General features: G+C 60.3%; 12 protein-coding genes. 1 reads left to right on the top strand and 11 read right to left on the bottom strand.

Going from position 1 to position 13,882, the window contains the following annotated elements; translation table 11 throughout:
- A partial coding sequence (locus JFT80_RS01060; RefSeq protein WP_201146627.1) for an MFS transporter occupies window positions 1-1,176 on the bottom strand: 1,176 nt, incomplete at its 3' end.
- Between the two features lie 110 nt (window positions 1,177-1,286).
- On the opposite strand from JFT80_RS01060, the gene JFT80_RS01055 reads away from it, so the two are divergent.
- Entirely contained in the window at window positions 1,287-2,168 is an 882-nt protein-coding gene (locus JFT80_RS01055) for a LysR family transcriptional regulator (RefSeq protein WP_201146626.1), read from the top strand.
- Between the two features lie 209 nt (window positions 2,169-2,377).
- Here JFT80_RS01055 and JFT80_RS01050 read toward each other — a convergent pair whose 3' ends face one another.
- From JFT80_RS01050 to JFT80_RS01005, 10 genes are all read right to left on the bottom strand, one after another.
- Window positions 2,378-3,202 carry an SDR family oxidoreductase gene (locus JFT80_RS01050; RefSeq protein WP_201146625.1) on the bottom strand — a complete coding sequence of 275 codons (825 nt, stop codon included), beginning with the start codon at window positions 3,200-3,202 and terminating at the stop codon, window positions 2,378-2,380.
- 35 nt (window positions 3,203-3,237) lie between these two features.
- On the bottom strand, window positions 3,238-3,702 hold the full coding sequence (locus JFT80_RS01045) for a multidrug transporter (protein ID WP_201146624.1): 465 nt from the start codon (window positions 3,700-3,702) through the stop codon (window positions 3,238-3,240).
- A gap of 288 nt (window positions 3,703-3,990) precedes the next feature.
- Window positions 3,991-5,442 carry a mannose-1-phosphate guanylyltransferase/mannose-6-phosphate isomerase gene (locus tag JFT80_RS01040; RefSeq protein WP_201146623.1) on the bottom strand — a complete coding sequence of 484 codons (1,452 nt, stop codon included), beginning with the start codon at window positions 5,440-5,442 and terminating at the stop codon, window positions 3,991-3,993.
- A 144-nt stretch (window positions 5,443-5,586) separates the two neighbouring features.
- A complete protein-coding gene (locus JFT80_RS01035) occupies window positions 5,587-6,243 on the bottom strand; it encodes an alginate O-acetyltransferase AlgF (protein WP_201146622.1) in 657 nt (218 codons plus the stop codon).
- A gap of 15 nt (window positions 6,244-6,258) precedes the next feature.
- Complete coding sequence (locus JFT80_RS01030; RefSeq protein ID WP_201146621.1) at window positions 6,259-7,434, bottom strand: alginate O-acetyltransferase; 1,176 nt, start codon at window positions 7,432-7,434, stop codon at window positions 6,259-6,261.
- A 10-nt stretch (window positions 7,435-7,444) separates the two neighbouring features.
- Window positions 7,445-9,010, bottom strand: coding sequence for an MBOAT family protein (locus tag JFT80_RS01025; protein WP_201146620.1), 1,566 nt, complete (start codon window positions 9,008-9,010; stop codon window positions 7,445-7,447).
- A 211-nt stretch (window positions 9,011-9,221) separates the two neighbouring features.
- Window positions 9,222-10,343, bottom strand: coding sequence for a mannuronate-specific alginate lyase (locus JFT80_RS01020; RefSeq protein ID WP_201146619.1), 1,122 nt, complete (start codon window positions 10,341-10,343; stop codon window positions 9,222-9,224).
- An 8-nt stretch (window positions 10,344-10,351) separates the two neighbouring features.
- Window positions 10,352-11,812 carry an alginate O-acetyltransferase gene (locus JFT80_RS01015; protein ID WP_201146618.1) on the bottom strand — a complete coding sequence of 487 codons (1,461 nt, stop codon included), beginning with the start codon at window positions 11,810-11,812 and terminating at the stop codon, window positions 10,352-10,354.
- 10 nt (window positions 11,813-11,822) lie between these two features.
- Window positions 11,823-13,397, bottom strand: coding sequence for a mannuronan 5-epimerase AlgG (gene algG / locus JFT80_RS01010; protein WP_201146617.1), 1,575 nt, complete (start codon window positions 13,395-13,397; stop codon window positions 11,823-11,825).
- 26 nt (window positions 13,398-13,423) lie between these two features.
- The coding region (locus JFT80_RS01005) for an alginate export family protein (protein WP_201146616.1) at window positions 13,424-13,882 on the bottom strand (459 nt) is incomplete at its 5' end.

Genomic DNA, 13,882 nt, shown 5'->3' with positions numbered 1-13,882 from the left:
CACCTGCGCGGCATTAAATCTCAGCACGGCAATCAGGGGCAGCAATGTCAGGACGGCGGCAACCAGGAAACAGAGCTCAAAAGCCCGAAGTGAATCTGCACCCAGGGCACCCAGCAACGCGCTCAACACCGCCGTGCCGAGGCAAAAGCTCAGCTGACGATTGATGTTCCACAAAGCGCTGGCATGGTTCATACGCTGTGGATGCACTTCGAGAAATGCCAGGGTCTGCGCGCTGCTGCTGCAAAAACTGCCGCCCAGGCCCATCAGGGCGTAGGCGGCGATCGGCAGCCAGACTTGCGATTGATCAATCAACACCAGCGACGCGATGCCCAGGCTTTGCATGAGCATGCCGGCGATCAGCAACGGCCTTGGGCCAAAGCGATTGAACCCGCGTTTGCCCAGGACTATCGCCACCGCCGAGCCCAAGGCCCAGGGCAACATCAGGGCGCCGATTCGTGTGGTGGCGAAGCCAAGCAGGTGCAGGTACAGCACCGCGATCAGGCTGGTGCCGATGAATACCCCGGGCACGAACAGGTACACCCCCATGGCCAGTCGCAGCGACGGGCTCTTGAGCAACTGCAAATCCAGCAGGGGGCCGCGCTGCTGTTTGCCGTCGGGTACGCCATCTGCCTGTAGCCACAGCGCCGCCAGCAGCAGGGTCAACAGCGTCAGCGGCAGGTTGAGAAGGAACACCCAGCGCCAGGACAACGTCTCGACGATCCACCCGCCCGCTGCCGGGGACAGCGCCGGCACCAGCAGGGCTACGGACAATACCCAGGCGGTCAGGCGACTGCGTAAAGGCACGGGGCAGTGCCGGAAGGCCATGGCCTGGCCGACAGGAATCAGCAAGCCCCCGCCCAGGCCCTGGAGCAGGCGCCAGCCGATCAGTGCTTCTATCGAATTCGCCCCGGCCACCAGTGACGAGGCGAGGCCGAACAGCGCCAGCGAACCGAGAATCAACCGTCGCTCGCCGACCTTTGCGGCGAGCCACACACTCAACGGAATAATCAGTGTCAGGCCCAGCATGTAGGCGTTGCTGATCCACGCCAGTTCGCTGACAGACGCCTGCAGCTCCCGGGCGATGTCGGGGTAGGCAATGCTCGCGACGAACATGTTCAGCAAGTCGAGGGCAAACCCCAACAGATACACCAGCGCGACTTTCGAGCGATAAGCCATGGCAGCTTCCCTGTGATAAGACGTGCAGGGTAAGGCGGCTAAAGCCCTAGGGAAACGCGGTTTTGACTGCTAGTTTGTCAAAATTATTTTGACAAGGAGCGCTGACAAGCATGGTTAGCCTGGACCGTTTTGACACCTTCAAGGCGGTGGTCGAAGCCGGATCATTGACCGCCGCAGCGAATCTGCTGGGGCAGACCCGTGCAGTGGTCAGCTTCAATCTCAAGCGTCTGGAGGCCGAGCTTGGGGTCACGCTGCTGACCCGAAGCACACGCAAGCTCGCCCTGACCGACGCCGGCGAGCGTTTTTACCAACGCTGTGTGCGCACCCTGGATGAGGCGCGCATGGCGGTCGAAGATGCGCGCTCCGAGCACACGCAACTGCGCGGCACCTTGCGCCTTACCACCACGGTGGAGTTTGCACTGGCGCAAGTGGTGCCAGCGTTGAAGGTGTTTCGCGCGCAGCATCCACAGTTGAACGTGCACCTGTCGACGTCCTCGACCCACGCCGACCTGATCTCCGAGCGCTTCGACCTGGCGATCCGGCTGGGGCGCATGCACGACTCCAATCTGCGCGCGGTGCAGTTGTCCACCTTCGAGATTTTTGCGGTGGCTTCACCGGCCCTGATCGACGCCTTCGACCCGGCATCGACCCTGGCCGCGCTGGCGCAGTGGCCGGCGCTGGGGCATGGGCGGGTAGGGGAGCTGGCGGTGAAGGACCCTGAGGGAGTCGAGCACCTGTATCAGCCAGCGCCGGGGAGGACGACGATCGTCGCCGACAACTCGATCACCCTGCGGGCGTTGGCGATGAGCGGGCAGGGTGTGGCGATTTTGCCGCAGTGGCTGGTTGAGGAGGATTTGCAGGCGGGGCGGTTGGTGCGCTTGCTGGCGGATCATGCCTTCAGCCATCAGGGGGTGTATGCGCTGTATCCGGATACGCGGCATCTGCCGCTGAAGGTGCGGGCGTTTATTGATTTCATGAAGGAGTGGCGGTGAGGTCGGGGATCGTGAAGGGTGCCGAACGGTAGGAGCTGGCGAAGGCTGCGATCTTTTGCTCTTCGGCGACTGTTGTGCCGCCAAGGCAAGATCAAAAGATCGCAGCCTTCGGCAGCTCCTACGGTGCGAGGCGGGTCGATTCGGTATCAGGTACGGTGCGAGGCAGGTCGATTCGGTATCAGGTACGGTGCAAGATAGTCGACTCGGTGTTAGAGCTGCCCGCGCAAGCCGAAGCGCTTCATCAGCGTTGTCTCCAGCAAACCCTGGGGCAGCAACGCCGCCAGCAACGGCAACGCCCGGCTGCCATTACCGATGCGGATCAGTCGGGGCGGTTTGCTCTGCTGCACGGCTTTTAACAATACGGCGGCAAACTCGCCGGTCGGGGTTGGATTGTCCTGCGACGCTTTGGCCCGCGCGCGGATCCCTTCACGCAGCGGAAACCATGGCGATTGCTCGTTGATCAACTGTTCGGCCTCATGCCCGGCATTCTTGGCGAAGCTTGATTGAATGGCCCCCGGTTGCACTTCCATCACCCGAATGCCGAACGGTGCCAGCTCCATGCGCAAGGCGTCGCTCAACGCATGCACCGCCGCTTTCGACGCGCAGTAGGCACCGGCGAACGGCGTGACCAGCACACCGGAAACGCTGCCGATATTCACCACCAGGCCTTTGGTGCGACGCAGCACCGGGAACATTGCACGGGTGACACCGACAATCGCGAACACATTGGTTTCGAACTGGCGCTGCATCGCCGCCACACCGCCATCGAGCACCGGCCCCATGGCGCCATACCCGGCATTGTTGATCAGCACATCGAGGCCGCCGCGCTCCTGGTTGATCCGCGTACTCAATACCTCCAGCCCCGCAGCGTCGTTGACGTCCAGCTGCACGGCGGTAAAGCCGGCAGCGCTCAACGCGGCCACGTCTTCGGGTTTGCGGGCACTGGCCCAGACTTCATAACCGGCCGCCTTGAAGGCGTCGGCGAGGGCGCGGCCGATGCCGCTTGAGCAACCGGTAATCAACGCAACGGGCATGGCGCATTCCTTGTGCAAAAAGTGGGGGAGGGAGATCAGTCGGAAAAACTGCCCTGCAAACGCTCGGCGCGGAATTCCAGGGTTTGCGGACGATAACCGGGGCGCAGTGGCGGCATTGGCAGACAGTCTTCCCAATTGCCGCCAGCCTGCAATTCACCGGGGCCACGATAGCGTGGGGCGGTGTACTGATTGTCAGCGAGGTTGACCGTGTCACCCGGTGCATAGGCTGCAATGCGCCAGCGCAGTTCGGTCAGCGGCACACTGTTGCCGTTGTTCATCTTCAACTGCAATGGGCGATCAGCCGGGCACTGCTCAGGCGCGTAGGCGATGCGCAGCTCAAGGCGTGCCAGTTGCTTGATCTCGCGGTTGTCCAGCCACACCACCCAAACGGCTACAAGGCCAAGGCCAATCGCCGCCGCCACCGAGACCGGCAAGGCCTTGGCCGGATAGCGCAGCAACAGGATCAGCCAGGTGATGACCAGCAGGATGCCGATGAACATGACGCGAAACCTCGGGTAGAGAGGAGGTCATCCTACCTAAGCGCCGGTGAGGTGGCGATGGGCTTGATTAGTGTGGTGAATCAAATAGCCTCCTTCGCGGGCAAGCCCGCTCCCACAGTGATCGGAGTTGGACACAAAGTTCAGGGTCAAACCAAAACCCTGTGGGAGCGGGCTTGTCCGCGAAGAGGCCGGCCGAGGCACCCATAATGCCAAAAAAGCCCCCGCCCAACCCACTGCGGATAGGGGACGCAGTGGGCTGGGCGAGGGCTTTTTGTCTTGCTGAGCGGTTTACTGCGCGATGGTTTTCACCGACACGCCGCGTTCGATCGGGGTGGAGCGACCGTAGATATCTTCGAAACGTTCGATATCGTCTTCACCCAGGTACGAGCCCGATTGCACTTCGATGATTTCCAGCGGGATCTTGCCCGGGTTGCGCAAACGATGCACCGAGGCGATCGGGATGTAGGTCGACTGGTTTTCGCAGAGCAGGAACACGTTTTCGTCGCAGGTCACTTCGGCAGTACCGCTGACCACGATCCAGTGTTCGGCGCGGTGGTGGTGCATTTGCAGCGACAGGCACGCGCCCGGTTTGACCGAGATGTGCTTGACCTGGAAACGCCCGCCCATGTCCACCGAGTCATACGAACCCCACGGACGATAGACTTCGCAGTGGTTCTGGGTTTCGCTGCGGCCCTGTTCGTTGAGGGTGTTGACCATCTGCTTGACGCCTTGGACCTTGTCCTTGTGGGCGATCATCATGGCGTCCTTGGTTTCGACCACGACAATATTTTCCAGACCGATCACCGACACCAGTTTGCCGTTGCCGTGGATCATGCAGTTCTTGCTGTCCTGGATGACCACATCGCCTTTGGTGACGTTGCCGTTGGCGTCTTTCTCGTTGACTTCCCAGAGCGACGACCAGCAACCGACATCGCTCCAGCCTGCGGTCAACGGCACTACGCAAGCGCGCTGGGTTTTTTCCATCACGGAATAGTCGATGGAGTTGTCCGGGCAGCAGGCGAAGGTGGCTTCGTCCAGGGTGACGGTGTCGGCGTCTTGCTCGCTGCGCTCCAGGGTCAGCAGGCAGGTGTCGTAGATGTCCGGATCGTGCTTTTTCAGCTCTTCGAGGAAACGGCTGGCGCGGAACAGGAACATGCCGCTGTTCCAGAAATAACCGCCGGACTGGACGAACTCGGTGGCGCGCTTCACGTCCGGTTTCTCGACGAATTGCGAGACGCGGCTGACGCCTTCGGGCAGCAGCGAATCATTGGTCGACTTGATGTAGCCGTAGCCGGTTTCCGGTTTGGTGGCCGGCACGCCGAACAGCACCATTTCGCCGTTTTCCGCAGCGACTGTCGCCAGGGCCAGGGCTCGCTGCAGGGCTTTCTGGTCTTCGAGCACGTGGTCGGCCGGCAGCACCAGCATCAACTCATCGCGACCTTCGTTGATCAGCATCATCGCGGTCAAGGCTACCGCAGGCGCGGTATTGCGACCGAATGGCTCCATGAGGATGCGCTGGGTCTCCAGCTTGCGGGCACTGAGCTGTTCGTTGACGATGAAGCGGTGGTCCTTGTTGCAGACCACGATCGGGGTGTCCATGCCATCGAACACCAGGCGTTCCAGGGTTTGCTGGAACAGGGTGTGTTCGCCGGTCAGGGCGAGGAATTGCTTAGGGAACTGCTTGCGCGAAAGCGGCCAAAGACGTGAACCGCTACCACCTGACAAGATCACCGGAATCATATTGTTTACTCCATAAAATCGATTGGTTAGAGGCACGAACGCTGTGTCGTTTCACTCTTGTTTTTGTTCCGTGTCAGAAGGTCGACGCTGACCCTGTAGGGCCCGTTTCAAGGCCCCGGTGGGTGTCAGCCTTCCGAAAAATGATTAGCGGGTCGACACCGGGCGTTTTACCCAGACTGGCGACAGGCTGCTGCCGCTGCCGGTGACGTACAGCACGGCAGCCTCACCACGCTCCAGCGCGACCGGCTTCACGTCGCCGACTTTCTTGTCGCCTTCATACAGGGCCAGGCTGACTTTGACCGGGTTGATTTCACGCTCGCCACGGCCCTTGGCCGCCACGGACGGCACAACTTCGGTCTTGCCGTCAGCCGTTTTCAGGGTCAGGGCCTTGTCGCTCAGGTTCTGCACACGTACCAGGGATTTCTGCTTGTTCTTGAACGGCGGTTCTTCGATCAGTTGCGGGGCGCCGCTGGCGTTGTTGACCAGGGTGTAATAGTGGTCACCGGCCAGTTTCACCGGCAGCGACTGGCTGCCGACTTTGGCGCTGTAGTCGCCACCCGGCATGAAGCTGAAGTCAGTGCTGGACAGCGGCGCGACTTCGGCCAGGTTGGTGCTGCCGACGGTGGCGCTGACTTCAGCATTACCCGCGTTGTAGACACGCACGAAGCTCGAGCCTTTCGGTGCGGTGGGGCCGTAGAGCGCGGAGTCGCCACCGGCGAATGCGTTCATCGACAGGACGCTGAAGGTCGCGGCCAGTGCAAAGGTCTTGGCGAGACGACGAGGAGTTGTAGTGAAAGTCATGGTAGTACCTCTCTTTCAGTTTTGCGCCCGATCGGGCGTCTCGGATTTAGTGTTGATTGCTACGTTTTGTTGGCGCGCGCCGGCTTGTTTAAGCTCTGCGACCCACTGCGGGTCGGCGTCGCCGATTTCGTTGTTCACAGGCAGATATCGTTCAGGAAACTCCCAGATCAGCACCTGTGGCGGGCTGTTCTTGAAGTCATCGCTTTTCAGGTAGCTGAGCATCGGCAGGATCGGCCCGTGGCCGTCTTCGGCGTAGCTCACCACGTCGCTGTGCAGCGCTTGTTTCAGTGCACCGACGAAGTTCCAGTTCGGGTTGGCGCTGTAGCTGGTGCCAATCAGCGCCACGGGAACTTCGGTGTTGGCGAACAGGGCGTCATCACCGGCAGGCTGCTCGCCAGTGGCGACCGTGTTGCGCTTCTGCAACGGCTCTTGCGCCGGCATCAGGTTTTCGAACAGCGGATCGAGCGGCAGGAACAAGCGCAGATCGCCCTTGTGCGTGACCTTCTCGGCCGGCGTGGTAACGAAGCGCTGCGGCTCGCCGCTGAGCGGGAACTTGTCGGCGATGGTTTTCGCCAGGGTGTTTGCCGCAATCTCGGCGCCTTCCGGCGTCCAGTGCGTGTCGGTACGCAGGAACACTTGCTCACCGTTCTGCTTGGCCTGTTGGAAGGGCTTGAGCAGGTCAGGGGCGAGGATCTTGTCGGCCGCTACGCGGTGGTGGAAATCCTGATAGAGGTTGGCGTGGATGCTCGCCGGTTTCACGTCACCGAGATGTTCCGGGTACAGGCGAACCTTGGCCGGCACAATCGCCATCACCAGTTTCACGCCTTTCGCTTTGAGGGTCTGGCGCACGCCTTCGACCAGCGCGTAGTTGCCTTGCAGGTTCAACTCTTCGTTGACGATCGGGTTGAATTCTTCATCGCTGTACAACCACTGATCGCGACCGAGCACCACGCCCGGACGACCTTCGTTGAACAGTTTGAAATCCAGCGCAGCCCAGAGATTGGTACCTAGACGCTTGATCGGAAACTCGTCGTCATAGTGGGTTTCCACGGCTTTGGTCCAGCGGCCGTTGAGCACCGTTGCATCAGCGTTGGTGCTGAAGCCGAAGAAGCTGCGCGTGGACCACAGACCGAGGACCAACAGGGTCACCAGGAACAGGGCGATGTAGAAGATGCGTAATGAGCGGGTCATGTCAGATCCCTCAGAACTGGAAGTAAAGGAACGGCGAGAAGCTTTGCGCCGAGAGTTTGAGAATCGAGGCGATGAACAGCAGCAGGATCAGCCCGCGCATCACATAGCGCGACCAGTCCGCGCTCCAGTAGGCCGGTTGCACCTGGGCTTCGACGCCGACGGTGTAGCCAGGCTCATGGATGTTCGCCGGGTTTTCGCCAGGCGCTGCCTTGATCATTCCCGGAGTCGCCGTCGCTGGGCCGTTGGCCTCGACGTTGACTTCAGGTTTGACCTTGGCCGGCGGCTGGTTGGTGTACAGGTCACGCAGACCGAAGAACGCCAGCGTCACGTAGGCCACGACCAGAGTCGCCACTTGCAGGCCGGTGAGGCTGGCCTGATTGAGTTCCGACAGCGACCAGTCGCCGAAGCTGAACATCGCGCCGTACATGCGCCCGGCAACGTGCAGGTTCTCGGCACGGAAGATCACCCAGCCCATCACCACCAGTAGGAAAGTCAGCGCCCAGCGGATCGGGTTGAGGCTGCGCGGCGAGGTGTTCAGTCCCAGCGCTTTTTCAATCGCCAGCCACATGCCGTGCCAGGCGCCCCAGACGATGTAAGTGATGTTCGCGCCGTGCCACAGACCGCCAAGCAGCATGGTCAGGAACAGGTTGCGATAGGTCATCAGCGTGCCTTTACGGTTACCGCCGAGGGTGATGTACAGATAGTCACGCAGCCAGGTCGACAGGCTGATGTGCCAGCGGCGCCAGAACTCGGTGATCGACTGGCTGATGTACGGCTGTTTGAAGTTTTCCATGAAGCGGAAACCCATCATCAAGCCCAGACCGATGGCCATGTCGCTGTAACCGGAGAAGTCGAAATACAGCTGCGCGGTGTAGGCCAGCGCGCCGAGCCAGGCGTCGCCCGTGGTCGGGTTCTGCAGGGCGAAGCAATGGTCGGCAACGACGGCGAGGGTGTCGGCGATGAAGACCTTTTTGATGAAACCCTGCATGAACCGCGTGCAGCCCTCGGAGAATTTATCGAGGGTGTGTGTGCGGTTGTTGAACTGATCGGCGAGGTCGCGGAAACGCAGAACCGGGCCGGCAATCAAGTGCGGGAAGATCGCCACGAACGCGGCGAAGTCGATCAGGTTGCGCGTGGCCGGGGTGTCGCCGCGATACACGTCGATGATGTAGCTGATCGATTCGAAGATGTAGAACGAGATACCGATCGGTAGCAGCACGTGGGTGAGGATGAACGGCTCAAGACCGACCGACGTCATCATCGCGTTGATGCTGTCGACGCCGAAGTTGGCGTACTTGAAGTAGCCGAGGATGCACAGATCCACCGCGACGCCGGCCAGCAACCAGCGCTGGGCCGGTTTGGTGCGAACACCGGCGGCACCGACTTTGAGGCCGATCCAGTAGTTCCACAGCGTGACGGCGGCGAACAGCGCGAGGAAGTCCACGCGCCACCAGGCATAGAACACGTAGCTGGCGATCAGCAGCAGCAGGTTGCGATAGCGTTGCCCGCTCAAGTAGTACAAGCCGAGAAAGATCGGCAAGAACAGAAACAGGAACACGTTGGATGAAAATACCATCCCGATCTCTCCATGTTTGAACCAACAGTCAAGGGCCAACGGCCCCCCAAACCCCCCACAGAAATCTGGAGGGCAACACACAAAACTGAAACCTGACGCTGACCCTGTGGGAGCGGGCTTGCCCGCGATAGCGTTGGGTCAGTCGACATCAATGTTGAATGTCAGACCGCCATCGCGGGCAAGCCCGCTCCCACAGGGTTTAATAATGTTCCTAAGAACCTTTGCCTTTTTCGCTGGCCGGGTCGTAGACCTTGGTCAGGTCCCCGCCGAGGCGGAAGGTCTTGAACGGCTGCATGCCGCGCTTTTTCTCGATCACATCCGCCGGACAGGTGTAGAGCGTGCAGAACGGTTCGAGCCAGGCGAATTTCATGTCCTCTTTCAAGTCGGTCATGTCCTGCTCTTTGCCGTTCTTCTTCTCGAATTCATCCGGGTCTTTCACCCCCGACAACACCCGATCACCCAGGCGTTTCAGCGCGCCGTTGTTTTCCTGACGCAAATCGACACCGTTGACCTGGGCGAAACTGGCGATCATCGCCAACGGCGGCAGGGCGTAGTTGTGATAGGCGAGGGCGCGTTGCTGGCGCTTGAGTTCGTTTGGCAGGAAGCCGTCGGCATCTACCTGATTGGCGCCGACCTTGTATTCCTTGACCGCCCAATCGAACAGGTCGCGGCGGTTGGTTGCGACGGAAGTTGCCATCACCGACCACGCCGCCCAGTACGAGTGGTTGTTGGTTTTTTCCAGCGGCAGGTTGTCCCAGTCGCTGACGACTTGGTCAGCCATTTTGCTGAACCAGGCTTCGATCACCTGCGCTTCCTGCTGATGCTGCGCCAGCGGATGCGAGTCGGAGAATTTCAGGCGAATGTACGAAGAGGCCATGCTGCCCAGCGCCCATTTGCGCATCGACTTGCCGGTGTGGTTGAAGTCTTTCGACATCAACGCATCAGCCTTGGCCCACGCGGTCAGCCAGTTCAGCGTGCAATCGAGCTGTTCCGGACGACCATCGCGCATGAACTGCATCACCCGTTTGGCGGTGCCGCGTTCCAGCGTGGTGATGTCTTTGGTGGTGTCACGAAAGGCTTTTTCCGACTGCACGTTCAGTGTCGAACGCGCCTTGTCCGAGCCTTCGTATTTGCTGCGAAATTGCAACGGGCCGGTGTACGGCGCCGGCATTGCATCGCAGCCTTCGCTTTTGTCACCGGTCTTGAATTTATCCACAGGCGCAAAGTAACCCTGCGGTGGACGCAGTGGCGCGGCGGCCTGAGTCGCTCCGGCGAACATCGCCAGGCTCAACAGGGTGGGGGCCAATAAAGATTTCAATTTCGGATTTCGCATAGCAGACCTCATTGCCCGACCTGAGCGGTTTGTTGCCCAGCACCCGGGAATACGTTGCGTTTGCAGATTTTCGCTTCGACTTTCTGTGGCGCGGCGCCCGCTTCCGGGCCCTGAACTTCGACCGCCAGCAGGTTTTGCGAGGCCCAGTCTTCGTCCGTGCGCAACTCAAAGGCGAAACGACCGTCGGTGTCGGAGGTTTCCGGTTTCTCGATCTTGATGTCCTCGTGGCGACCGTTCATGTACCAGAGGGTGGCTTGCAGGGTTTTCACCGAAGTGTCGGCGAAGCGGATGTCGACCTGATGGCTGCTGTTCTGCAGGTTCAGGTTCTTGCTGTTGACCAGCAGTTCTTGTTTGCTGCCCGCTTTCAACGTAGTGCTGGCGGACATCTGTGCATCTTTGCCTTCGCAGCCGTTGTCGAGCAGGGACATCATCTGGCGATAGATGGTTTCCTGGTCGAGGCGATACAACGGCGAGAATTCCCAGATGAGAATCTTCGGTGGCTTGGTCTGGAATTCTTCGCTGCCCAGGTACTGCAGCATCGAACCTTCCAGGCCACCGCCAGGGAACGCTACGTTGAGGATGTCAGCGCCGATGGCCTCCTGGAGGAAACCGGCGAAGTTGTAGTTCTTGCCACTGTGACTGGTACCGACCAGGGTGATTTGCGGGTTGCCGGAATCGCCGAACAGATCGCCATCGCCAGCCTCGCCCTTAGGCTCGGTGGTGAACTGGTCCATGTACTGGATCGCGTAGCTGGTGCCGCACAGTTGCCCGGCCATGTTGTGCAAAGTGCCGGTCTTGCCCATGCGCCCGGAGCGCTTGGTCTCGAATTCACGCTTGGGCACGTCGGCGAAGGCCGGAATCTGCTTGACCTTTTCGGCAACGATTTTTGCCGTGCGCTGCGCGCCGTATGGCGTCCAGTGTTGGTCGCCGCGGAAGTAGAAATCGTGGGCGGGCAGGGTGTCCGGCAACGATTCGTTGGTCAGCGGCGACAGGTCTGGCACCACATAGCCCATCTTGGCGAAACGGCCGAGCATGGTCTTGTAATTACCCAAAGCCTTCTCGTAATCGAACGCGGCTTTTTCCTGCGGGTTGAGCTTGTTGCGGTTCACCAGGCCACGGGTTGGCTGGTAAACGATCACCAGTTCAACGCCTTTGGCCTTGAACGCATCGTGCAACTGTTGCATGCGCTTGTAGCCGGCTGGCGTGGTGTCGAACTCGGTGCGCAAGTCTTCCTGCGTACGGAACAGCCAGTCGCCCTGGGCCTGCACCAGCGTGGTGAAGTTCTGCTGATAACGCGTGGTGTAGTTCTTCGCGTCATGCGCAGCCGGGCAGAGGTTGCAGCACGGTTCGGCGCTGAACTTTGGCGGCGTGGCAGCGGCACCTTCATCGGCGCGGGCGCCGTTGCTGGCCGCTAGAATGCCCACGGTCAGGGCCGACAGGCTGAGTAATTTGATCAAGTGTGGGTGCATAAAATTATCCTCAGTCCTGCATTTCGGTCTGGCGTTCGACAGGGTCGATCAGCACGGCTTTCTGCTGGCGCACCAGCAGGTCGAGAATTTCATCCTGGCGCTCACCGAGGATGCCGTTGAAGCTGATGCCACTGGATTTGGTCGGCGCCAGCATCGACACGCGATACAGCTCGACGCTCAACGGCGAATCGATCGACAGCGGGCCGCTGCCATTGGCTGCCAGTTCACCGCCAACGACGATCAGCGACACCTGCGCATCGAACGGATCGAGCTTGATGTCACGGTCGGTGTCGGTCAGGTCCTTGATGTGGCCGTAGACGCCGGTCAAACCGTTGGCCATGGCGACGTTTTCGTAGAGGCGGATGTTCACGCTGTTACGAATGCGGATGCCGTGGCGCTTGTTGCTGATGACCTTGTTGCCCCACAGCAGGTTGTCGGCGGACTCGTAGAGCGTGATGCCGTCGGTGTGGTTCTTGTAGATCTCGTTGTAGGCAACGATGTTGTTGACGCTGTTACGGTCGATCACCAGGCCGGAGAGATGGTTGTCGAAGCTCTTGTTGTTGAAGATGAAGCTGTCGTTGACCTCACGGGAAATAATGATCCCGTGCTTCTTCTTGGTGCCGTGCACGGTGTTCTCGGCAATGATCAGGCCGTGGGAGCGGTCGTGCGGGTCGATGCCGTAGACGATGTTGTCTTTGTAGGTGTTGCCCTTGACCACGAAGTCGCGGGTCTCGTAGCAGTAGAAGCCGTACCACATGTCGGAGAACTCGGAACCGACGATCCAGCCAGTCGGCTCGGGGCGCTTGAGCACCTTGGCCATGTTCGGCGTGTACTGGGAAATACTCACGCCGTACGACTTACTGTTGGCGTAGCCGAAACTGGCCATCTTGCTGTTGACGATGTAGGTCTCGGTGCCACCCCAGGCCAGCAGGAACGGACGGAATTCCTTCGGCGAACGGAAGGTGGCCGGGCCGTTTTCCTTCTCGCGCCAGCCGGTGATTTTGGTGTCGCGCACGAACAACTGACCATCGTTGACGAGGAACGCGCCGGCTTCTTGCGACAGGCGCAATTCCTGGGTCTGGCCATCGATTTCGAGGATGCCTTTACGGCCGACGACGATCGGCAACTTCGACAGATAGACGCCCGGCGAGGTTTCGCTGAAGTACTGCTTGGGCAGTTTCTGCGCCAGCTCTTTCAGGTTGATGTAACCGTCGTCGATGAAGATCGCCTGGGGGATGCCGTGCTGACGCACCACCCATTCGGCCATCTTGTTGTCGCCGCCGATGAAGTCCTTCAGCGCGTTTTCCTGCATCATCCGGCGCACGCTGACTTTGCCGGCCTTGGTGCGAACGATCTTGGCGGCAATGGCTTCGGCGGTGTAGCCGGAGGTGTCCGGCAGCTCGGGTTTTGCCAGCTCCAGCGGCGCAGTCGGCGCACTGGTAACGGTGTAGGTCTTGGCCTGTTGCAGTTCCTTGCCCATGGTCACCGGCTTGCTCGCCGGTTCCACGTTGGCGAAGGCGGCCGCGCTTGCCAGCAGCATCGCGCCGGCCAGCAAGGTGATTGAACCTCGCTTCGGATTGTTCATGTCGGGCACTCCCTTCGCAGTTGGCATCAGAAGCGCCAGATCACGTCGATGAACGCGCGGTGCATGTACGAATCAACCTGCTTGCCGTAGGCATCGCCCGGCTTGAACACACCGCCACGGAAACGCACCAGCGCCGAAGGTTCGTCGATCGACTGGCTCAACGCCGCCGGCAACAGGCCTTGCTTGAAGTACTTGGTGACGACCAGGTCCATCTCCTGACCGAGATCCTTGTTGCCGTCTTCAAGCGGCAAAGAGGTGCTGGACAGAATCGCGCCGGTCGCATCGTCGGTGTTGTTTTCCACCGCGTTGATGCCGTTGCTGCCGACCGGCTTGTTGCCGTCGACACGCCAGAATTTGTGGTAGATCAGGCTGGCGTCGTACTCGTCGTTGAGCATCCACGAACCGAACAAGGTGGCGGTCTGCATGTTGTTCATTTCGCCGCGGAACGCTTCGCCGAAACGGTGCACGCGCGAACGGGTGCCGGT

Source organism: Pseudomonas sp. TH10 (genome assembly GCF_016651255.1).
In the GTDB taxonomy this organism is placed as follows: domain Bacteria; phylum Pseudomonadota; class Gammaproteobacteria; order Pseudomonadales; family Pseudomonadaceae; genus Aquipseudomonas.
This window is presented reverse-complemented; position numbering and strand designations above follow the sequence as displayed.